Raw genomic sequence first — 22967 nt, forward strand, 5'->3', positions numbered from 1 at the left:
GCTTATACTGATAAGGCGCTAACTATTGCAGAGCGCCTTAACTCTTAATTTCATCAGTATTGCTAATCGTCCTGGTGATTATAAGCACTAAGCCGAGCCAGGTACTTTACACAACTCGACGTAAATCCTTGCTCGAGCTAAAACTGATAATATTCTCCACCGTCTGGTTAATAATGCGCTGACGTGCTTCTTTACTACCCCATGCGCTATGCGGCGTCACAATCAGATTAGGAATATCGGGCAACAATAATGGATTACCGTGGCGCGGAGGCTCCTCTGTTAGAACATCCGTTGCAGCACCCGCCAGCGCCCCGCTTCGCAAAGCATCGGCAAGCGCGGTTTCATCAACGACACCGCCACGAGCAACATTCACGAGCACGGCCTGTTTTTTCATCAATGCCAACTTGCTGGCATCAATCAGATTATGTGTTTCTTCGGTTAGCGGGCAATGAATAGATAGAACATCTATCTGTGGGAGCAGTTCATCCAACGGCAAACGCCCGTCGCGCTGATCGGTATCAGAGCGGCTCGCAATAAGCACTTCCATACCAAATGCCTCTGCTATTTTGGCAACACCTTGCCCGAGATTTCCGTAACCGATAATACCTATTTTACGTCCACTTAGTTCGCGAATTGGGTAATCCAAAAGACAAAACTGCGACGCTTTTTGCCAACTACCGGCACGCACAGCCCGATCATAATTTAGTAAGTTAGTATGTAACGCCAGTATCAACGAGAAGGTATGCTGAACGACAGAAGGAATACCATAAGCCTGACAATTATAAACCATGATGCCTTTAGCACGCGCGGCGTCAAGATCCACATTATTAGTGCCTGTCGCAATGACACAAATTAGCTTCAACTGCGGCGAATTGTTTATCACCTCTTGCGTTAGCTGAACTTTGTTGACGATAACGACATCTGCCGTCTGAATTCTCTCTGCTACCTGCTCCGACGCTGTCTCCTTAAACGTAGTGAATTGCCGGAACAGCTGTTCAAGAGTGGTGAGATCAAGGTCATCCAGACTTTCAGTATCAAGAAAAACAGCTTTCATTAAATTCTCCAGATTGATCAATATCAACGATAGAAACACATATGAAAAATAGCACTTAAAAACAGCACATTAAAAAATTCAACACGAGAAAATTATATTCTGGTCAACAAAAAGGGGCCTAGGCCCCTTATATGAATCAACTGATAATGAAGATCAAACTTTTACAGCATTAATCACGCTGCTGGCATGCTATCTTTAATTATCCAAAGAATCTCTTCGGCAACAATGGACGGTGCAGCAAGACCTTCTTCATTTAGCACGGTAATAAATACGCCAGAACGAGTACGATTCATTTTTAGCTGGTACTTGCCGACATGCTCATAAGCATCGGTATCTGCATTGAAACTGCCCTTAGACTTTTCACCACCAAAGACATAGATAACTCGCCCTGCCAGCCAGATTTTATAGCCTTTCTGATTAGCCGGATTGTTAGGATCAGCCAACGCCTGCGCTTCGCCTTCTGCCAACACCGGTTGCTCTTCAACATTTTTGTCGCTGTAGCTTATGGCATCATCAGCGCTTTCTACACCGAGCGCTGAAGAGATCGCACTGGTGCTTAGTTTGATTTCCCCACGATCCGAAGCAAGCCACTCAAAGAAACCCATCTTCTTCTGGCTATCGACAGGCGTAGACGTAGTATAGGTCAGATAGAGCATACCAATACTCTGATTACGCGTACCCACATCAATACCGGCTTTCGCAACCGCTTTATTCAGCATAGCCCACGACTGATCTATGGGAGCTTCAATTTTCAACACCGGATTGCCACGCGAATCACGACCTAATAAAGGACGGACTGTCTGTTGCTGTTGTAATGCAAGTAATGAGCGCTCTGAAGGCTTAGCGGTTGCTTTACTCATGTAACGCAACATTTCAAACATCATATCTGACTTATAGCCAACATCCTGAGATTCAGTATCCCATTTTATATCGGTGACTTGCTGTTTTTCAGGATACTGAACGTGCTTCATCGCAATCGATGTACGCTGGTAGTTTTCCGGATCCGGGCGCAAGCGCACCTGCAATTTATTCCGTGAACCACCAGGTATATCCTGTAAAGTCAGATGTTTAACCCAACGGTCAATAAAGCTGTACTCTGGACCTGAGGTCATAAGCCAGTCAGTTTCTATTAGTCCTTCGCGGGCATCAGTACTGGCCAACGCAACACCATTAAACTTCATGAAGTCCAATGTTTTTTCCCAAACGGCCGCAATGGGCTCGTCGACCACTATGATTTTCTGATCTCCGAGCTTCGTCAGATTAACTGACTCGCTGCCGGTATCCGCATAGAAGAATTCAGGGCGCGGCACTTCAAAACCGGTGGTTCTGACAGTCGCGGTCTGACCTACTCTGGGAATAACAAATTGGTCTTGAGTCGACTTAGCCTGAATATTAGCCGGAATCTCTAATGGTTTTGCTACGGCCGCCTTTTCATATTCCTGGTTCCGGTCTTTAAAAACACCATTTTCGCCATAGATAGGATTTTTCCCGATAATACTGCAACCACTGGTTGTTACCAGCCCAACCAATACTACAGACGGAAGTAACCGTAAGTTCATCAGATATTCCTTACTTTAATACGTTGCTATCAATCAGTGCCTGGCGAACAACAGGCTGATATTGTGCGGAAAGCACAGTAAGCGGCAGACGGATACCCAGATCCATCAAGCCCATCTCATGCATAGCCCATTTCACAGGAATAGGGTTCGCTTCAACAAATAATTTAGTATGCAGAGGCATCATTTTTTGTTGAATTGCACGTGCTTCTTCTGCCTTACCTTCAAGACCTAAACGACACATTTCAGCCATTTCAGCCGGCGCAACGTTAGCCGTTACTGAAATATTACCCTGACCGCCTGCAATGATTAACTCAATAGCGGTGGCATCATCACCCGAGTAGATAGCAAAGCCCTCAGGAACATTTTCTATCAGTGCGCGAGCCCGCTCAATATCACCGGTGGCTTCTTTAATACCCACAATGTTAGAAATCTCAGCAAGGCGATAAACCGTTTCAGGCAACAAATCACAGGCAGTACGGCCCGGTACATTATACAGAATTTGTGGAATATCGACCGCTTCGGCAATCGCTTTATAATGTAAATATAAACCTTCCTGAGTCGGTTTATTATAATAAGGTGTCACCAGTAAGCAGGCATCAACACCTGCGCCTTTCGCTTCGCGAGTCAACTGTATAGCCTCAGTGGTTGAATTTGCGCCAGTTCCTGCAATAACAGGGATGCGACCATTCACTCGCTGAACGACACGTTTGATTACCGCACAATGCTCATCACAATTAAGCGTTGAAGACTCACCTGTCGTGCCTACGGCAACGATAGAGTGTGTGCCCTTTTCCAGATGGAAGTCTACAACCTTATCAAGACCGACCCAGTCGATCTCTCCGTTGTCTTTCATTGGCGTCACAAGCGCAACAATGCTGCCGGTAATCATTTTATTCTCCATTAACATAGGTTCTGCAACATAAGGTTCGGCGCTTCGCATTTATCTGCACACATCCAAAACCTGATCTGATATCGTATAAGGCTCGATATTCTATACGAAATAAAGCCAATAAGCGTAGTAGCGACATCGCTTTTTTGTAAATAGAGGAAAAAGAACAATGACAACCATAGTTGTAGGCCAAGCCGTACCGAATTTCACAGCAACGGCCACCAGCGAAACCACACTTTCTCTGGTAGATTTCAAAGGGAAAAATCTGGTTATTTATTTTTATCCAAAAGATAACACACCAGGCTGTACCACAGAAGGTCAGAACTTCAGAGATCTGTATAGTCAATTTGAAAAAGCAAACACAGTCATTGTAGGTGTTAGTAGGGACAGTTTACGTACGCACGAAAACTACAAGGCCAAGCACAGCTTCCCTTTTGAACTCATCAGCGACCCTGATGAAACTTTATGCCAGCATTTTGATGTCATTAAGTTAAAAAAACTGTATGGCAAAGAGTATATGGGGATTGAACGCAGTACTTTTCTGATCGATGCGGAAGGCGTATTACGCAACGAATGGCGTAAAGTAAAAGTAAAAGGACACGCAGATGAAGTACTTACAGTAGTAGAAACACTTTAAATATTGTTACCACATCTCATAGAAGTGCTATAGAAGTAATGCTCCGTGTAGACGAGCATTACTTCCTGTATGGAAAATTCAGATAACTGTCTCTTTCTGAGGATCCGGACTCTCTTGCAGCCCGGGCCATGCATTCAAGATGGCTTTGACCAATGTTGCCAGCGGAATGGCAAAGAAGACACCCCAAACACCCCATAAGGTTCCAAAAATCAGTACCGCCACAATAATAGAAACAGGATGTAGGTTTACCGCTTCCGAAAACAGCAACGGGACAAGTACGTTGCCATCCAGCGCCTGAATAATGCCGTAAGCAATCATCAGATACATAAACTCATTGCCCCAGCCCCATTGGAAAAATCCAATTAAGGCGACTGGCAAAGTAACTAATGCAGCGCCGATATAGGGCACTAATACAGACAACCCCACAATAATCCCTAATAACGCCGCATAGTTAATACCCAGCATCATGAAGGTTATATAGGTAACGCTGCCCACAATCAGGATTTCTATGACTTTGCCGCGGATGTAGTTGGCTATCTGATCATCCATTTCTCGCCATACTTTAGTCATCATCTGGCGCTTATTCGGCAAAAAAGTAACCCACCAACGAATCAGGGACCGTCCGTCCTTGAGGAAGAAAAATACTAAAATGGGTACTAATACTAAATAAACCAAGAGCGTCATCACGCTTGTCAAAGAGTTTAATGAAAAAGCAAGAACCATCTGCCCGGCATTCGACAATTCACTGGACGCCAGATTCATAATGTCACGAATTTGAGACTCCGAAATCCATAGCGGATACTGCTCCGGTAACACCAGCAATAATGCCTGCACTTGCTGCACCATACGCGGGAGTTCCAAAAACAAACTCGACAACTGCCTCCACGCTAATGGAAATACAATAAGCGAAAAAGCCAGCAGGAAACTCATAAAAGCAACAAATATTATGAATACAGAAACCAGATGCGGTACTTTATTTTTAACCAGCTTATCCACCCCGCCCTGCATCAGAAAAGCTATAATCAGTCCTGAAAAAACGGGAGCCAAAGGTTTACCCAAGGTTAAAATAATGAGTAAAAATGCACCGAGTAACAAAAACAGAAACAGTGCTTCTTCATCAGAAAAGTACCGCTCTATCCATTTTGTGAAAATGGCTCTCATGGTTGATCTATCCAGTAAATGTTGAGTTAACCGCGTCGAATCAGATAAATATATTCGGATTCACCGATGAACGAATTGAGTAATTCATGGTCACTTTGATCAGTGAAGGCTTTAAAATCCCTGACGGATCCTGCATCAGTAGCAATCACTTTAAGCACGTGTCCAGGAGCGAGTTTATTGAGTGCCTGTTTTGCTTTTAACAACGGTAAAGGGCAATTCAATCCCGTAGTATCTAACAATTGGTCAATTTTAGTGTTTTGCATATAAGCCCCTTATTTCAATACTTTGCAAATCTTTACCGCCTCTCACAGGCATCCTTTATTGCAACAGAGTAGAATAATGACATGCCTCACACGACCATGAAAGAAAACAGGAACGACTGCATGCGCTTTCTTAACATTTTTTTATGTGCCGCGATCATCTCTGTATCATCAATGTCCTCAGCTGCGACACTGATATCTACAGACAATAGTTTACCTATGATTGGCGATTCCACATCCGGCATCATCTCACTCGACAAAGAACATAGAGTGGGCCAGGCCTGGGCGCGTACTCTGCGCGGCAGTGTACCACTATTAAATGATCCGATAGCGTATTCTTATCTTTACGATCTTCTTTGGCAGCTAACGGCACATAGTCAGCTGCAGGATAAGCGACTGGAGCTTATCGTGCTGGATAACCCAACACTGAATGCTTTCGCGGTTCCTGGCGGTATTGTAGGCATACACGGAGGACTTTTACTCTCCGCTGAGAATGAAGATGAGCTTGCTTCCGTTATTGCACATGAACTGGCCCACTTGAGCCAGCGTCATTTTGCGGCACAATTGGAAGAATCCAGAAGAAACCGCCCTTTCACACTGGCTACCATGCTGGCGAGCATCCTGATTGCCTCTGCCGACACACAGGCCGGCGTAGCGGCGATTACCAGTTCAATAGCGGCACAACAATCTTCACGTTTAGCGTTTAGTCGCCAGAATGAACAAGAAGCTGATCGCATTGGTATGCAGAACCTGGTCGCTGCCGGAGTCGATCCTAATGCCATGCCGCGCATGTTCTCCAGAATGCAACGCGCTCAGCGCTTTCAAGGTGCCCGTCCTCCGGAGTTCCTGCTGACACATCCCGTGACCGAATCACGTATTGCCGACTCATTGAATCGCGCGGCTCAATTACCCATCCCCTCAGATGTAAAGCCCTCGTTATATTTCGACCTGACCAGAACCCGTTTAAGTGTGCACTTTGCCAACAATCCCCAAAAAGTACTCAACTACTACCAAACGGAAGCGGAAGCGTCACAAACTCCGTTGGATTATTATGGTTTAGCCGTCGCCAGCATCCGACTTAATCAATTTAAGCAAGCTCAGAGCGCCTTAAGCAAACTCCCGGCTTCCTGGAAACAGCATCTATTTGTAAAGCTTACAGAAGCCGAACTACAGATCGCGGCAGAAGCCTGGTTAACCGCGACAAAACAACTCGAGCAGCTTGCCAATATTTACCCGGGCCACTATGCCGTTGAATTGCTGCTGGCCAAAGCTTATATGGGCGCAGAGCAACCGAATAAAGCTATTCAGGTACTGAACAAGCTGAAACTGGATTACCCCACAGATATCAATATTTGGTACTTACTCTCAGAAGCATTAGGCCAGGCAGGCAAGACAAACGCGGTACATCAGGCACGTGTCGAATATTTTTTACTCACAGGACAGATAGACAAAGCGTTACAACAAATAACCTTCGCAACAAGAGAGCCTGACCTTTCATCCTCGGATATCGCGCGCTTAAAACAACTGGAAATAGATACCAAAAGAGTACGTGAAGAGATGAAGATGGATCTTTAACCTTTGCTTATACGAGAATTTCCATAAAAGACCCTCTTCATAAAAAAGTCAAAGGCCATAGCCAATCAGAATCACAGAAAACGCCCTAACCCCGCTTCTATTACAGCGCGAGGCACGCGCTCATCACCCGATAAAGCGGGAATCAGTATACCCTCCCGGCAAATGGCGATAATCGCCAGCATCGCACCCTCTTGCAGTTCAAACGTATGCGTCTCAAGCCAGCAACGGCAGTCAAGTTGTAGCGATTGATCAAAGCGCTTAAAAAGCAGATACGTCTGCTCATCCAACTTATGCCGCTCTCCATAACTAATACGGTAAACGGCTAAGTATTCCGGCACACTGGCAATATCCTCAAATGCCTTTATAAGTCCATCCGCAACAGAAATATGCTTATCCTTCCATAGCCTCTGCCTAAATGCTTGCGACTCCACCAGCAATTGCTCCATCAATGCGGATAACAGCGCCTGCTTGGTAGGAAAATTATTGTAAACCGTTGGTTTGGAGACACCAGCAGTCTGCACCACCAGGCCAATTGACGTTCCCTGATAACCTGATGCCGCAAACAACTGCCGTGCAGCATCCAGAATTTCCTGTTTTTTTGATGGACGTCCGCGTGCCATAAAGATTCCCATTGACGTCAGTAAGAATATTCATTATCTTTACCGAACCGTTTAGTTAATAAATTAGTACATAGGGGCGAGATCATGAATGATGAAGGACGTTTTGGTCAATACGGCGGGAGCTATATCCCCGAAATACTCTATAGCAGCCAACAACAACTGCTAAAAGCTTATCGTGATGCGATGAACGATGCGGCCTTTATCCAGCTCGTGAAATCTGAGATGCAAACCTTCTCAGGACGCCCGACCCCACTGACCTACTGCGCCAATTTAACTAAGATGCTGGGTGGTGCACAAATATACCTAAAACGGGAAGACCTGAACCACAGCGGCGCGCATAAGATGAACAACGTGATTGGCCAGGGATTACTGGCTAAACGCATGGGCAAAACCCGTATCATCGCCGAAACAGGCGCAGGCCAACACGGTGTCGCCAGCGCAATCGTTGCTGCACGATTAGGCTTGGAATGCACCGTTTATATGGGCGCACATGATATTGAACGCCAGTACCCGAACGTGTTCTGGATGAAGCAACTAGGCGCAACCGTTGTACCCGTCACCACCGGTGCAGCTACCCTTAAAGATGCACTCGACGAAGCCTTACGTGACTGGTCTTCCAGCTATGAAGATACCTATTACCTGATCGGCACGAGCTGTGGTTGTGCGCCCTATCCTGAAATGGTGGCCGGTTTCCAATCCGTTATCGGAGAAGAGGTTAAAGAACAATCGACCCAACAGTTCGGCAAATATCCTGATCGCATCTATGCCTGTGTGGGTGGCGGCAGTAATGCCTGTGGCATATTCCTGCCCTTCGTGGGAAGTGACGCTGAACTCATCGGTGTAGAAGCCGGTGGTCGCAGTGATGCACCCGGCGATCATGCCATGCGTTTTCATACCGATCAGGCACGCTTCGGCATCGCTCAAGGCTTCGCCACTAAATTCCTCCAGGATGAAGAAGGCCAGCTACAACCCACGCACTCAATCTCAGCAGGGCTCGACTACGTGGGCGTTTCTCCGATATTGGCCGACCTTGAAGAGCAAGGCAAAGTACGTATGACCAGCGCCAGTGATATCGAAGTAATGGAAGCCTTTAAGCTACTTACCCGTCACGAAGGAGTCATCCCTGCATTGGAATCTGCGCATGCGGTCGCAGGCGGATTAAGAGAAGCAGCCGGAATGTCCCCCGATCAACATATCGTCATCAGTATTTCAGGGCGTGGCGACAAAGACATCTTCAATATTGCAAAAGCGTTGGATGACGAACCTTTCACCGAATTTTTGCAGACATACCTGAAAGAGGAGTCCGTATAATGAATAAGCTAACCTCATTCATACAGAACCAACGCCAGAACAAACCGCTATTGTTAATGACTCATGTCGTCTATGGCTACCCGACCATCGAAAAAAGCCTTGAGATTATGCAGCTGATGCTGGATAACGGCGTCGAAATACTCGAAGTGCAGTTCCCATTCTCTGATCCTGTAGCTGACGGCCCGACTATCACGAACGCATGCCATCATGCACTAGAGCAGAACCCTAAGCTCACGCAATGCCTGCAAGATATAAAAAAATTAGCCAGGCAATACCCACAAAGCCGTGTGCTTTTAATGAGCTACCTTAATCCATTATTACAACCGGGATTTACGTCGCTTGCACAACAAATGGGTGAAGACATCAGCGGCATTATCATTCCTGATCTGTCCATAGACCACCACGCAATGCTTGATCCATTAAGCAACAGCGGTATCGCCCCTATCTGGCTAATCACCCCCGATATGAAAGCAGACCGCATACGTAAGGTGACCGAACAAGCCCAAGGTATGCTCTACTGCGTAAGCCGTTCAGGCGTGACCGGGCAAAAATCAACCGACCAGCTCTCGACAAATCAGCTATCTACAGCCCCGAAAGCCTCAGCATTAGAGAACATGCAAGGTTATCTAAATAACGTCAGGCAGTTCACCTCGCTCCCGTTAGCAGTAGGGTTTGGTATCAATACCGCCGAAGACATCAGCGCCCTCAAAGGCCATGCTGACGTCGCTATTGTGGGATCAGCATTTTTAAATGCGTTCAACAAGGGAGGCTTAGAAGCCGTAGCGAGAAAATTGAGCGAGCTACAAGCTTAATCAATCACAATCGCGCGTGAGACGTGCATATAAAAAGATGACCGCATTACACGGCCATCTTTTTATGCTCTATTTAAAGTCATGAGTAAAACGCTAGTTGCTCTTAACCCTAACCAACGACGAAAGCGTTCTCATATGGTTTGTGAATACAGAGCTATCCTCAGGATAGCTCTGTATTCAGCTGAGTCAGACCGCCAAATTTCGGACTTCATCTGCAACAACAGCAAAACCTCTTCCTGCTTCGCCAGCGCGGGCAGCTTCTATCGGGACATTGAGCGTGAGTAAATGATGAGCCACCTGCGCACGTAAAAAAGCAGGCGCGCCATCGTCTACTGACGTGGCTTTAGACAGTTCGCTTATCGCTTGCTGATCCAGCAAGTCTTGCCATTGTTGTTTATTACGTGTCGGTGTCATGGGCTACTCCTGATATAAAAAGAGCAGTTATTTTACGGGGTGGTGACTTCGCGGGTTAGGCCTGGCTAGTAAGGCGCTTACGAAACATTAACGCCACGCGACACCCCCCATTTTTATCATAACGCCCGGTGAGCCGCTTTATCGTACTGTTACCAAGCAGGTATACTGTCTCTGAAATTTACTTCAGAATCGAATAGCTGCTGCCTTTAAATCATCAGGTGATAGACGATATATACGCATTGTATCGACACAGTAAGCCCCTATCTGCTGGTAAAACTCTATGGCAGAAGTGTTCCAGTCCAGGCATCCCCACTCAAGCATTTCACATCCACGTTCGAGCGCGGTTTTTGACAAGAACTGCATCATGATATTACCCAAGCCTTTACCACGCATAGAATCATCAATAAGAAAACCATCGATAAACAGTCCTGATCGTCCCGTAAAAGCGGAACTTTTTTCATGAAAATACGCGAAACCTACGACCTCTCCATCATAAAGCCCGAATACGACTTCACCCTGCTTCGATGTGAGCAAACGCTCTATCCGCTCCGGAGTGGCTGTAATTTTATCTTCCATTTTTTGAAAAGCACCGAGTTTCTGCATAAATTGGACTACCAACGCTGCATCCGAAGGCGTACCAAAACGCAGGCCGAACAGTGGTACTTGTGTATGAATTAAAGCCATCGTTAAACCTATTGCTAACGAAGCTGTCAGATTAGGCCATTCTGCATAAAAACACCCATCCTCACAGTCCTTCCTTGTTTATTATTAATGTCTGTTCGATTTACTATTACTCAGATTTTATCGATTCAAACACGTGTATATTTATTATCAGAAAATGATATTGATAGAGCAAAAATTTGCACAAAAGTCTGGTTCTGAATTATTCTACGAATGCCATAAATCACCTGCTCTGCAAGCGCAGGTGATTTATATTGTTAAGCATAATGTACAAACATAATTTTATTGAGCGGTATAACCTCCATCTATAACCAGCTCACTGCCAGTAACAAATTTAGATTCGTCAGATGCAAGATATAAAACACCATAGGCAATGTCATCTGGTGCTCCGACATGGCCAATAGGATGGCGACTATCAAGTTGCTTCCTAAATGCTTTAACGCCCTCAGGTGATCCTTTTGCTAACTCTTCTACGAGAGGCGTCCAGATAAAGCCGGGATGTATTGAATTGATTCTGATTTTGTCTTTTGCATAAAACAGTGCATCATTTTTAGTCATCAGCCGAACAGCACCTTTAGACGCATGATACGGTGGAAGATCTCCAGCACCAATGATGCCATAAATAGAAGACATGTTAATAATGCTTCCACCACCAGCCTTCTGCATATGAGGAATCAAATGTTTAGCGCATAAGAAAACACCTTTAACGTTAACATTGATAACGTTGTCCCATTCCTCTTCGGTTATCTCATGTGTAGGCTTATTCACCCCAGCGATACCTGCATTGTTAACCAGTATATCAACCTTACCAAATTCACGAATAATATCAGCAAACACGCTTATAACCTGGCTTTCCTTTGTGGTATCAAGTTGCCAGAATTTTGCGGTTCCACCGAAATCTTCAATCTCGTTTATGAGGCTTTGAGCTTCTTCACCCTTAATGTCGACTACAGCAACCGCTGCTCCTTCTTTTGCTAATAACAGAGCAGTTGCCCGGCCTATTCCCAGTACGCCGCCTGTTACGACAGCTACTTTATGCTCTACTCTTTTCATGGAATACTCCTTGATTAGATATTTGATACTGCTAACGTCTACTTAATCAGAGAAAGCGGGAGCAGATGTAACTTACTTATCTTCTAAATTAAACCTGAATCTATCCATCTTCTCAGGTTTAATCCAGCAGCTACACATCTGTTCAATCTCATCCTTAATTCGTCCACTTCCGAGCGCCATGCCTTTGTTTACCGCCAATCGGATATTCTTGATTAGCTTTTCATCCACTTGTGCATTAAACATTGCCTATGCGCCCTGCCTGATATAAAACCATACCAGCCCAGACTGGATTCAGCCCTATATACTTTTGACACTTAAGTAGATTATTAATATATAAGCGAGGGCAGCAGCCTGTTAAATGCGTAATCACGTTCACCCTTTGAATGTTGGATTCGCGGAATACCATGTGTTATGACCTGTTCGCTGTGCTTCTTTATGCTCTGCGTTTGCTTTCCAGTTTATTATTGATTCGACATCTGACCAATAGAAAACTGTAATGCCTACGCATTCTCTGTATTAATCCACACTCAGAAACCAGGGTTGTTGTTTTGCTCCTGGTAATTTAACAGCTAATTATAAAGCCTGGGGCCTTACAACACTTCGGCTACCCTAGAACATTCATTACCAAATGAAGCAACGATAGTTTTTGCACTGACCCAAAATAGCCTGCACAAAGGTGACGATTACCGCTGCGCCGCCTGATTGCTGATTTATGTTCGTCTTAAGACTCAGCCAAAGCAAGTAACTCAGTGCCAGTTAACTGGTAGCCAATCCATTCATCTTTTGGTTTAGCACCAAGGGATTTATAAAATTCAATAGCTGGTTCGTTCCAATCAAGTACACTCCATTCAAACCTGCCGCACCCTTTATCCACTGCAACCTTAGCCAAATACTTCAGCAGAGCCTTTCCTGCACCACTGCCTCGTTCCGTATGGCTTACATACAAATCTTCAAGATAAAGGCCATGTTTTCCTAACCAAGTTGAATAATTGAAAAAGTAAACAGCAAAACCAATAGGTTCACCTTCTTTTTCGCAAATAACAGCTTTAGTAGACGAACCATTGCCGAAGATCGAATTTTCAATTGAGGATTCAGTAGCAAAGACTTCATGCTCAGCTCTCTCATATATTGCTAATTCTTTAACGAATTTAAGAATCAGACCTGAGTCTCTTCTATTTGCTTCTCGTACTACAATTGACATAGATACTCCATTTAGAAACTAACGCTGCAAAGACTGAAGCGTAGGTTGGCGCTGTAATATATGGACCCGTTGATAAAGATAGCGAATATACACCTACCCTCGCTTGCCCTCCCTCGTCTTCCACATGGCCATGAGTCCTGCCAGCGTAATAAGCACCATGCCAATCCAGGTATTCCAGCCGAGGCTTTCTGCCCAGATCCACCAACCAAAGAGCGCGGCAAACACGACGGAGCCGTAGGTAAATGGCCCTAACTGCCCTGCGGGAGCGTAGCTGTAGCCTTTACTAAGCAGTAGTTGGGCTATGGTAGAGGTGACTGCTAATAAGAGTAGCCAGCCAAACTGTGGTGTTGTCGGGGTTTGCCATACCAGTAATGCGGGTATGGCGGATAGCAACGCGCTGAAAAAGGCGAAGTAAAATACGATGCGTTGCGGGCTTTCTGTACCGACCATGCGGCGGATAGTTACTTTGGCTAATGCGCCTAGCATGGCACCTGCTACCGCGATGATGACGGCTAAATTCAAACTGCCCTGATGGGGATTAAGGACGACATAAACGCCAACAAAGCCCACAATGATGGATAATTTGGACAGCCAACTAATCCTTTCACCCAGCCAATATAAGGCTATTAACGGCATGAAAAACGGTGCTGTTTGTTTCAAGAGTGCGGCTTGCGCTAAGGGCAGATGCCCCCACGAGTAATACAGGCAACCCATGGCGGTTACACCGACGGCGGCCCGCATAAAGTGAAAGCGTAACAGGCTGGTGCGGATGGCTTTTCGGCCATTTCTAAGCAGCCAGGGCATGAGCAGCATTAAGCCAAACAGGTTGCGCATAAATACGATGAGCTCTGTTGGCAGCTCGCCGGTTATTTGTTTGATAACCATACCGGAGAAAACCAGAAACAGTTCAGCCAGCAGGATCAGTAACGCGCCTTTGTAGAGGGAATTGTCAATCATAAGGAGCTTCAGTCATAACGAGAAGAGCACCCCTGAGGGTGCTCTGTATAGCCTTATTTAATAGGTGCTAGTTATAGGGCAATCACTTCAAACTGATCAGCCAGTGCTTTTGCTTTTTCAACGCTGGTCACGGCAGCAATACTCGCCATTTCCGGTTTGAGATAACAGCTGGCTACGCGTTTCAGATCATCAATGCTGACGCTCAGAATCCGCTGACGAAAGGCACGACGCTGTTCTGCCGTACGGCCAAACAGTGCACTGTGGTAAGCGCCTTTGGCTTCACCTGCCGGCGAACTAGGTTTATCGATTGAGCTGACTACCCCTAAAATGGCTTCTTCCAGCTTGCTGGCTTCGTGTTCATTTTCAAGCAGCCATGCAATCGATTTATCAAAATCGTCCAGCGTTTCTGTGAGGCGTGGGTCACGGTACGAGAAGAAGCGGAATACTGCGTCGCCACTGTCTTGTCCTGCACCTGAACCATAAGCACCGCCTTTTTCACGGATGGCGCGATGTAAGTAACCATTACGCAGGAAGTCACCCAGAATAGTCAGTGGTGCCGCATCTGCATGATCAACCGGTACGGTAGGGTAAGCTTTAGCGCAGAAGCTAACCTGTGTACTCGTTGTCCAAAGCTGTTTAACGGTCTCGCGGGTCGGTAGAAGTTTCAGGGAAGAAACCGCTGCCTGCTGTGAGGGCGCATGCCAATGAGCAGCCATAGAAGCCACCAACGCGTCTCGCTGCTCAGGCTCTGCGACTAGCAGGAATTTTCGTGGTGCATTTTTAAGCTTCTGATGAATCGCCGAAAGCTTATCTGAAAGCGCTTGTAATGCAGCTGGATCATCCAACTGCTTGTCCAGCTGCTTCACAAAGCGGATGCTTTCTAATCCACGCGACTGCTGGTCAACCCTGGCTGAAGGGCTTAAACGCGCTGCAGCAGCCATAATCGCCAGGCTGTGACCTTGCCCTGTAATGCTTTGTTCTTTGCGGCTACGCTGCTGCGAAACGATCTCACGCAGGCGCTTGGTTTCATCAAAGCGCGCTTCATGCAGGGTTTCATTCAACAGTTCGCTGAGTACATCCTGATTACGCAGTAATGCTTTACCCGAAATAACAAAATAACCGCTGACGTTCTGCTCATCATCTATCGCACCACGCATGGTGGTAAATGCGTTAACACCACCAGATACCTGAACATGATACTGCTGGTTTTCCTGATAAGAACGTTCGCCACAGCCAAGTTCTGTCATACAGTAACTGAATAACGGCATTATCTGCAGCTCTTCCTCGGTCAGCTCAGGCATATCAATCACAACTTCCTGATACACCAGCCCATTCGTTCCCTGGCCATACCAGTCAAGAGGTTGCCCGTCCAGCATTTGCTTTTCGCTGCTCGGCACGTGCATGTCGACAGGCACATCATCCAATGTGACTTTCGGCAGAATGGATTCATCATCTTCCTGCATTTGACGTGCTTCTAACGCTGCTGCCTGATCGATAATAAATTGCGTTTGTTCTTCAGACAAACCTGCTTTACGTGCGGCCAGCTTGTCTTTTTCGTCCTGCTCTTTGCGTTCTGTCATTTTGTTATCAGGGCGCAATGACAAGCGTACCAAGTGATCATTGTTGATCAACAACTCACGTACCATCGACGGAATAAAATCCGGATCTTTAATCAATTCACGCAGCTCATCTAAAACCGGATCAAGATTCAGAAGCGCAATGGGATCGCCACGATGAATGGCGCTTGATATGGATGACATAATCAAGCTCAGCCCATACGGATAGCTACCACCACTGATCTCGCGCTGGCCCAGCTCTAACTGATGCAGTTGTGCTTCGATCATGGATTGTGGGACACCCTCTTCTGCAACACGCTGCAGGGTTTCCATCACCAGTTTTTCAAAAGCAGCTGCTTTGTCAGGCTCGCTGCCTTCCAGACCACACATAAATGACATCTGACGATTAGAGTCTTCCAGACCACATAAAGGAGAAGGGGCACTCCCCAAATCGCAAGATTCAAGGGCATAACGCAGCGGTGAAGCACTGTTATCTAATAAGACAAGTGACAACAGATGTGCCTTTAACTGCGCCATTAAGTCAATTGAGTGCCCTAGCAGCCACGCCATCACATGGTGAGTTTTACCTGAGACATCTTCTTCATCCAGGGCATAGGCTTCTTCTACTCTTACAGGAGCGAAGATACGTTTTTCATCGGTTACCGTAATATTGATATCCAGATGCTCGAAGCTGCTGAGCGCTTGCTCTTCAATACGGCTTTGTAATTCTGCTGCCGGAATATTACCGAACGTCATGAAAACGGCATTACTCGGGTGATAGTGCGAGCGGTAAAACGCTAACAACTCATCATAGGTTAAATCGGTAATGCTCTCAGGATCACCACCACTGTTGTAATGGTAAGTTACTGACGGAAACAGATACTTAGTCGTTGTTTGCCACAGCGTTGAGATCGGCGAACTCATCGCCCCTTTCATCTCGTTTAACACCACACCTTTATAAACTAAGTCAGACTGCGCATTGTCGGCTTCTTCAAACTCGACACGATGCCCTTCCTGAGCGAAGTCGAGAGGATCAAGACGTGAGAAGAAAGTCGCATCCAGATAGATATCCAGCAGGTTGAAATAATCCTTTCTGTTCTGGCTGGCAAACGGATACGCCGTCCAGTCGGAGCTGGTGAGGGCATTCATAAAAGTGTTCAGAGAGCGCCGCGTCATCATGAAAAAGGGATCACGGACAGGGTAATGTTCGCTGCCACATAGCGCTGTATGCTCTAGTATGTGTGCGACCCCTTTAGAATCCATCGGCACTGTTCGAAAAGCGACCAGAAATACGTTCTCATCTTGATCTGCAGCGATGTGGTAGTGCATCGCGCCCGTCACTTTGTGTTTATATTCTTCTACATTCACATTCAGTGATTCGATATTTTCCGAACGTATAAATTCAAAGCTGGGATGGCTATTTTCTACAGGCATAAAAGTTCATTTTCCTTATTTAATCTATCTGTCACAGTCACTCGACACACTATTGTGCCATGCATAAATGAATTGTAACGGCAAAAATGTGTTTTGCGTATCAGATTTAATTACAACGCAGTTGCGATACGTTCATTTTTTAACTAATCACGAAAATTTCAGGCGCTCAATTTAGACTCATTTTTAATTAATGGTTACTCAATCTAATTGATTAACCTGTGTAAATACAAATAATTGACGGCATTCAACAAGGCATAATAACTTTATACCGCACTGCACAATAATGATTGACAGATCAAAACTTAACCACTATATTAAACCCATATGTTGCATCGCAACAAAAAGACTCAATGCTGCTTACCGAGGATTTAAAAATGTACGAAGATATGATGAAAGATATGCAGAACAAAATGAAGCCTGTTACTGACATGGCTGAGATCAACAAATCAACTGCTGAAAAATTGATTTCTCTGCACACTGAATATATGACTGACCTGTTCAACTCTGGTCTGGCTCAGATGAAAGCATTAAGCGCAGTTAAAGAGCCTAAACTGGCTATGGAACTTCAGATTAAATACTTTAAAGATCTTGAAGCTAAGCTGACCAACGTTGCTGAACAAGAAATTTCTACACTGACATCAGCTAAAGAACAGTTGACAGATCTTGTAGAACAAGGCGTTTCTGAAATGTCTGACGCCCCTGCAATGGCTGAAATCACTAAATTCATGAAAGAAGCTCAGGAAAAAATGACTGAAGTTCCTGCCATGGCTGACATGACTAAATTCATGCAAACAGCTCAGGAAAAAATGTCTGAAGTTCCTGCCTTAGCTGAAATGACTAAATTCATGCAGTCTGCTCAGGAAAAAATGACTGAAGTTCCTGCCATGGCAGAAATCACTAAATTCATGCAGACCGCTCAGGAAAAAATGACAGAAGCGACTAAAGCTTTCACTCCAGAAGCTGTTAAGCCTGTTGCTGCTAAAACTGAAGCTGCCGCTAAGCCTGAAGCTGCTGTTAAAACTGAAGTTGCTGCTAAACCAGCTGCTGCTAAGCCTGAAGTTGCTGTTAAAGCAGAAGTTGCTGCTAAGCCAGCTGCTGCAGCTGCAAAAACTACTCCAGCACGTAAAGTTTCTTAATTGACGCTTTGATTAAGGGGGCGCATAACCTCCTTAATACTGAAAATCGTGTTTCAAAAGCCGCCATTGAGCGGCTTTTTTGTGTCTGACTTACTGACAACTGACTATATAGACCCGCTTCTACTTGGCAAGACATCTACCCGGCAATATTTTACTTAGCGATGGTAGGCAGATCACCTTCCAACCCCATAGCAAATGCCATCACCTTACGTTTCAACGGAAACGCTTTACCCGCCACGCCTAAACCGACATTTCTCAATATTTTTAACGGCAATATATCGTTGCTGAATACCCGATAAAACAGATCCATTGCCTGCATCATAACCAAGTTGTGGCGGCGCCTGTGTTTTTCATATCCGCTTAATACAGCAAGCGATGATATATCGGCACCTTCTACCAGCGCTTCAAGTAACTCTTGTGCTAATGCGGCGGCATCCAGCAACCCAATATTTACACCCTGTCCCGCTAATGGGTGAATCATATGTGCTGCATCGCCCACTAATACCACGCCTTCTTTAATGTACTGTTGCGCATGTTGACGGCATAAAGGAAAACTACCTCGCCCTAACAGGGTTTTTATCGAGCCCAACGCATCTGGAAACCGAGCCGTTAATTCTGACAAGAACTGCTCATCAGTGCAGGCCATTAAACGTTTTACTTCATGCGGCGTGTTGTACCAGACTAACGAGGCATGCTGACCACTCAGTGGCAAAAATGCCAGAGGGCCGGTAGGCGTAAATTGCTGCCAGGTGATATCTTGTTGCGGGAAGTTTGTTTCAACAGAAACTACTAACGCCTGCTGCTCATAATCCCACTTTTGAACACCGATACCTGCGGCCTGACGAACACGTGAGCCCCCCCCATCTGCGGCTACCAGAAGCTTGGCGACTAATTGGCGTCCATCTTCTAATTCAACGATACTTGAGCCTGGGGAGTAATCAATTTTATGTGTTTGGGCGGGTGTAATAAGCTCGATATTATCCAGCGTTTTCATCTGTTCAATAAGCGCCAACTGAATGATGCGGTTTTCAACGATATAACCCAGGTGGTCATATTGCAGGTCAACTGAATCAAACAATGTCGCTGCTTGCTCTTGACTTACCTCCCAGACTTTCATGCGCTGATACGGACAAGCGCGTCTTTGCATAATACCTTGCCAGCCACCAATCGATTTTAAGATGTTTTCAGAGGCGATGCTCAATGCAGATACGCGCAGGTCGTGCGGTTGCCCAGATTCGAACTCGACGGGAAGCTGTGTTTCAATAACGGCGACTTTTAATGGTGTGTTCCCTAAAGCACAGGCTAACGCGCTCCCCACCATACCACCGCCAACAATGACAACATCGTAACAAGTTTGCATCTTGACTCTCATCTCAGAATTTTGTGTCATTGTAACTGATAATGGCCCGTAATATATTAGTGACAGCAAAGCAGCTCGCCCTGCTCGCTTCGGATGTTTTTCTGGCTAAATCTATCGAAAATATAAAATTATTTTGTTAAGTGAATATCCCAAAACTAGCGATATAATAACTCTGCTATTTTGCTTATAGCATATTTTTCTTGAGCGCTTTATGTAGTCGTTTTTATATAGCTGCTTCTATCTCAATGCTTATATCTAAAAAGCCAAACCCTATTCCCTTTACTGGAGAGTACCTATGCGACCCCTTAATTCTGCCTTTTTTATAACGCTATTAATGCTACTGCTTCAGGGATGCGCATCACTTAAACCATCAGATTTTGAAGACCCTACGGTCACAGTGAATTCAGTAAAAATTGTACCGAGCGATGGCATAGCCCCTGCTTTTGAAATCAGTCTTCATATTATTAACCCCAACAGCATCCCCCTTCCACTGCGGGGTGTTTCCTATACGGTCACTATTGAAGGGCATAAAATTCTGGCGGGGGTTTCCAACAAGATGCCGACAATTGCGGCCTACGGTGACGGAGATATTACGCTGAGCGCAACGGCAAACATACTTAATAGTGTTCGCCTTCTTACCTCGGTGATGCAACAAAATAGAAATACTGTTGCGTATCAGATGGATGCCAAACTCGACCTTAGCGGACTCGCGCCCAACATCCACATTAAAGATGTAGGTGAAATTTCTCTGATGTCGAAAAACTAATGACTCTCGGATAGGCGGGATTGAAAGCACTTCACAGGCTTAGCACCAAGCCAGCTTGACTGTATATTTTTTCTGTCAGTTTGAAATAATTCTGACCACTACTCATCATCACACAATTTACCTGATGATATCGATGTGCATGATTTACTGCTTAAGGAGGGCCGGTTGGTTCAGGCTCCTGGGGAAATATGAGCCTGAATCAACCGGTGTTTGCGCTTTTCACCCACGCCGCAGATTTTTCCCTGCGAAGGTGAGGTTATTATTTATCGACACACTGCTTACTGCGTTTACAACGTTACATCTGGCCTTTCTTAACACTCTTCTGTTGCGATTTTTTCGCCGGTTTTCCTGCCGCTTTTCCTGCCGCTTTTTTACGTGCAGCAGCAGTCGGACGGTTAGCCAGTGCCAGCTTAGTCTGCGCTGCACTTTTCTTAGCCTGGGGACTATTTTTGATAGCGGCGGCCTGACGCAGGTTTCGCACCTTCTCTTCCGCCGGTACCAACTGCCAGTCAGCGCTTCCGATCAAATCACCGCGCCCCATTTTTTCCAGAACATCACGCAGGCGTGGCCAATTTTCGGTATCGTGAAAACGCAGTAAAGACTTTTGCGCACGACGCTCTTCCAGCTCACGGGGAACAAAAAGCTTTTCGCTTTTGTAACTTACTTTTTTCAGTGGATTTTTACCCGAATGGTACATCGCCGTGGCAAGCGACATGGGTGATGGGTAAAAGGTTTGCACCTGATCCACACGAAACTTATGCTCTTTCAGCCATAAAGCCAGGTTTAACATATCTTTATCTTCACTGCCTGGATGGGCCGCGATGAAATAGGGAATCAGGTATTGTTTTTTACCGGCTTCTTTTGAGTACTTCTCAAACATCTGTTTAAACCGGTCATAGGTACCCATACCCGGCTTCATCATTTTAGATAACGTGCCTTCTTCACTATGCTCCGGGGCTATTTTCAAATACCCGCCAACATGGTGCGTTACCAGTTCTTTTACATATTCAGGATCTTCAACCGCAATGTCGTAGCGTAAACCCGATGCGATCGCGACAGTATGCACACCTTTAATATTGCGGGCCTTACGATAGAGCTGAGTTGTTTCACTGTGGTCGGTTTTCAGGTTTTTACAGATAACCGGATACACGCAAGAGAGCTTACGGCAAGAAGACTGTATCTCTGGATCAATACAGTTCAGATGGTACATATTTGACGTAGGGCCGCCTAAGTCTGAGATCATACCGGTAAACCCAGGAACTTTATCGCGGATATCTTCAATCTCTTTAATTACCGATTCCTGAGAACGGCTCTGTATTACTCGTCCTTCATGTTCGGTAATCGAACAAAAAGTACAACCACCAAAACAACCACGCATGATATTGACCGAAAAACGAATCATGTCATAAGCAGGAATTTTATGATCACCGTATTTAGGATGTGGAATACGCTGATATGGCAAGCCAAATACCGCATCCATTTCGGATGTTTCCAGCGGGATAGGTGGCGGATTTGCCCAGATTTCCCGATTGCCATCTCGCTGCACTAATGTTTTAGCATTATGCGGGTTGGATTCAAGATGAACGATCCTTGAGGCATGCGCGTACAGCACCGGATCTTTGCTGACTTTATCTAATGACGGCAAACGAATATACGTCTTGTTGCCATCCAGCTTCTGCTTCCCTTTTAATGGCTCAGGAATAATCCGCAGCGGCATAACCTCTTGCGGGTCACTTTTTTCCTTATCGGATGCACACTTGGACGGTTCTGGAATATATTCATAAGGGTTAATGACTTTTTCAATATGCCCCGGCCAATCAACACGGGTTGAATCAATCTCGGTATAACCTGCCGGGATAAATTCACGTACCACCACCGTGCCACGCAGGTCATTAATATCATGAATAGCTTCGCCATTAGCCAAGCGATGAGTCAGATCAACAATCGCACGCTCTGCATTACCATAGAGCAAAATATCAGCGCCTGAATCAATCAATACAGAACGGCGTACTTTATTACTCCAGTAATCATACTGAGCTATGCGGCGTAAACTCGCTTCAATACCACCAATAACCACCGGCACATCTTTATACAGCTCACGGCATCTTTGAGCGTAGACAATGACCGCACGGTCCGGACGCTTGCCTTCAGCACCATCAGGCGTATAGGCATCATCATGGCGTACCCGCAGATCAGCCGTGTAACGATTGATCATCGAGTCCATGTTACCGGCAGTAATACCAAAATAGAGATTCGGCTTGCCTAATTCTGCAAACGCTTCGGTTGAGCGCCAATCCGGTTGGGCAATAATCCCCACGCGGAAGCCTTGCGCTTCAAGTACACGTCCCATAACGGCCATGCCAAAACTAGGATGGTCGACATAAGCGTCCCCCGTTACCAGAATGACATCACAACTATCCCACCCGAGATGTTCCATCTCTTTACGGGTTGTAGGAAAAAAGGTGACGGATCCGAAGCATTCGGCCCAATAAGGAGTATATGAGAAAAGGTCTGGCGCTGTTCTTATCATG

General features: G+C 45.7%; 20 protein-coding genes and 1 pseudogene. 6 read left to right on the forward strand and 15 right to left on the reverse strand.

Features of this window, described 5'->3' with window-relative positions; genetic code table 11:
- Positions 1-106 precede the first annotated feature (106 nt).
- From Nant_RS06780 to dapA, 3 genes are all read right to left on the reverse strand, one after another.
- Entirely contained in the window at positions 107-1054 is a 948-nt protein-coding gene (locus Nant_RS06780; RefSeq protein WP_054340884.1) for a 2-hydroxyacid dehydrogenase, read from the reverse strand.
- A gap of 173 nt (positions 1055-1227) precedes the next feature.
- Positions 1228-2613 carry an outer membrane protein assembly factor BamC gene (gene bamC / locus Nant_RS06785; protein ID WP_076495944.1) on the reverse strand — a complete coding sequence of 462 codons (1386 nt, stop codon included), beginning with the start codon at positions 2611-2613 and terminating at the stop codon, positions 1228-1230.
- A 10-nt stretch (positions 2614-2623) separates the two neighbouring features.
- Complete coding sequence (gene dapA, locus Nant_RS06790) at positions 2624-3502, reverse strand: 4-hydroxy-tetrahydrodipicolinate synthase (RefSeq protein ID WP_054340994.1); 879 nt, start codon at positions 3500-3502, stop codon at positions 2624-2626.
- Positions 3503-3671: 169 nt separating this feature from the next.
- On the opposite strand from dapA, the gene Nant_RS06795 reads away from it, so the two are divergent.
- Positions 3672-4139, forward strand: coding sequence for a peroxiredoxin (locus Nant_RS06795; protein WP_054340886.1), 468 nt, complete (start codon positions 3672-3674; stop codon positions 4137-4139).
- Between the two features lie 78 nt (positions 4140-4217).
- Here Nant_RS06795 and Nant_RS06800 read toward each other — a convergent pair whose 3' ends face one another.
- Positions 4218-5300 carry an AI-2E family transporter gene (locus Nant_RS06800; protein ID WP_054340887.1) on the reverse strand — a complete coding sequence of 361 codons (1083 nt, stop codon included), beginning with the start codon at positions 5298-5300 and terminating at the stop codon, positions 4218-4220.
- Positions 5301-5326: 26 nt separating this feature from the next.
- Positions 5327-5563: a sulfurtransferase TusA family protein gene (locus tag Nant_RS06805; protein WP_054340888.1), complete on the reverse strand. Its 237-nt coding sequence runs from the start codon at positions 5561-5563 to the stop codon at positions 5327-5329.
- A gap of 120 nt (positions 5564-5683) precedes the next feature.
- Between Nant_RS06805 and Nant_RS06810 the strand changes: the two genes are divergently transcribed.
- The gene (locus Nant_RS06810) at positions 5684-7135 is read left to right on the forward strand and encodes a M48 family metalloprotease (protein ID WP_054340889.1); all 1452 of its coding nucleotides are present in this window, start codon (positions 5684-5686) and stop codon (positions 7133-7135) included.
- A 71-nt stretch (positions 7136-7206) separates the two neighbouring features.
- Here the strand turns inward: Nant_RS06810 and Nant_RS06815 are convergent, their stop codons facing one another.
- Complete coding sequence (locus Nant_RS06815) at positions 7207-7755, reverse strand: TetR/AcrR family transcriptional regulator (RefSeq protein ID WP_054340890.1); 549 nt, start codon at positions 7753-7755, stop codon at positions 7207-7209.
- Positions 7756-7839: 84 nt separating this feature from the next.
- On the opposite strand from Nant_RS06815, the gene trpB reads away from it, so the two are divergent.
- On the forward strand, positions 7840-9066 hold the full coding sequence (trpB, locus tag Nant_RS06820) for a tryptophan synthase subunit beta (RefSeq protein ID WP_054340891.1): 1227 nt from the start codon (positions 7840-7842) through the stop codon (positions 9064-9066).
- Entirely contained in the window at positions 9066-9878 is an 813-nt protein-coding gene (gene trpA / locus Nant_RS06825; RefSeq protein ID WP_054340892.1) for a tryptophan synthase subunit alpha, read from the forward strand. The genes trpB and trpA overlap by 1 nt, the downstream gene beginning before the upstream one ends.
- Before the next feature lie 192 nt (positions 9879-10070).
- Here trpA and Nant_RS21895 read toward each other — a convergent pair.
- The 7 genes and pseudogenes from Nant_RS21895 to Nant_RS06855 form a co-directional block, all read right to left on the reverse strand.
- A pseudogene (locus Nant_RS21895) lies at positions 10071-10163 on the reverse strand (methyl-accepting chemotaxis protein); the annotation flags it as partial.
- A 312-nt stretch (positions 10164-10475) separates the two neighbouring features.
- Positions 10476-10976: a GNAT family N-acetyltransferase gene (locus Nant_RS06835; protein WP_054340894.1), complete on the reverse strand. Its 501-nt coding sequence runs from the start codon at positions 10974-10976 to the stop codon at positions 10476-10478.
- A 279-nt stretch (positions 10977-11255) separates the two neighbouring features.
- The gene (locus Nant_RS06840; protein ID WP_054340895.1) at positions 11256-12026 is read right to left on the reverse strand and encodes an SDR family NAD(P)-dependent oxidoreductase; all 771 of its coding nucleotides are present in this window, start codon (positions 12024-12026) and stop codon (positions 11256-11258) included.
- 72 nt (positions 12027-12098) lie between these two features.
- Positions 12099-12269 carry a hypothetical protein gene (locus Nant_RS21265; protein WP_156298820.1) on the reverse strand — a complete coding sequence of 57 codons (171 nt, stop codon included), beginning with the start codon at positions 12267-12269 and terminating at the stop codon, positions 12099-12101.
- Positions 12270-12747: 478 nt separating this feature from the next.
- Entirely contained in the window at positions 12748-13227 is a 480-nt protein-coding gene (locus tag Nant_RS06845) for a GNAT family N-acetyltransferase (protein WP_054340896.1), read from the reverse strand.
- A 93-nt stretch (positions 13228-13320) separates the two neighbouring features.
- Positions 13321-14184, reverse strand: coding sequence for a DMT family transporter (locus tag Nant_RS06850; protein ID WP_054340897.1), 864 nt, complete (start codon positions 14182-14184; stop codon positions 13321-13323).
- Between the two features lie 71 nt (positions 14185-14255).
- Complete coding sequence (locus Nant_RS06855; RefSeq protein WP_054340898.1) at positions 14256-17174, reverse strand: insulinase family protein; 2919 nt, start codon at positions 17172-17174, stop codon at positions 14256-14258.
- Between the two features lie 374 nt (positions 17175-17548).
- On the opposite strand from Nant_RS06855, the gene Nant_RS06860 reads away from it, so the two are divergent.
- A complete protein-coding gene (locus tag Nant_RS06860; RefSeq protein WP_054340899.1) occupies positions 17549-18310 on the forward strand; it encodes a phasin family protein in 762 nt (253 codons plus the stop codon).
- 151 nt (positions 18311-18461) lie between these two features.
- On the opposite strand, the gene Nant_RS06865 is transcribed toward Nant_RS06860, so the two are convergent.
- Positions 18462-19670: a UbiH/UbiF/VisC/COQ6 family ubiquinone biosynthesis hydroxylase gene (locus Nant_RS06865; RefSeq protein WP_054340900.1), complete on the reverse strand. Its 1209-nt coding sequence runs from the start codon at positions 19668-19670 to the stop codon at positions 18462-18464.
- 295 nt (positions 19671-19965) lie between these two features.
- On the opposite strand from Nant_RS06865, the gene Nant_RS06870 reads away from it, so the two are divergent.
- Positions 19966-20436 carry an LEA/WHy family protein gene (locus Nant_RS06870; RefSeq protein WP_054340901.1) on the forward strand — a complete coding sequence of 157 codons (471 nt, stop codon included), beginning with the start codon at positions 19966-19968 and terminating at the stop codon, positions 20434-20436.
- Between the two features lie 295 nt (positions 20437-20731).
- Here Nant_RS06870 and Nant_RS06875 read toward each other — a convergent pair whose 3' ends face one another.
- Entirely contained in the window at positions 20732-22966 is a 2235-nt protein-coding gene (locus Nant_RS06875) for a YgiQ family radical SAM protein (RefSeq protein ID WP_054340902.1), read from the reverse strand.
- Position 22967: the final 1 nt, after the last annotated feature.

The sequence above is a fragment of the Neptunomonas antarctica genome (assembly GCF_001305295.1).
Lineage (GTDB): Bacteria > Pseudomonadota > Gammaproteobacteria > Pseudomonadales > Balneatricaceae > Neptunomonas > Neptunomonas antarctica.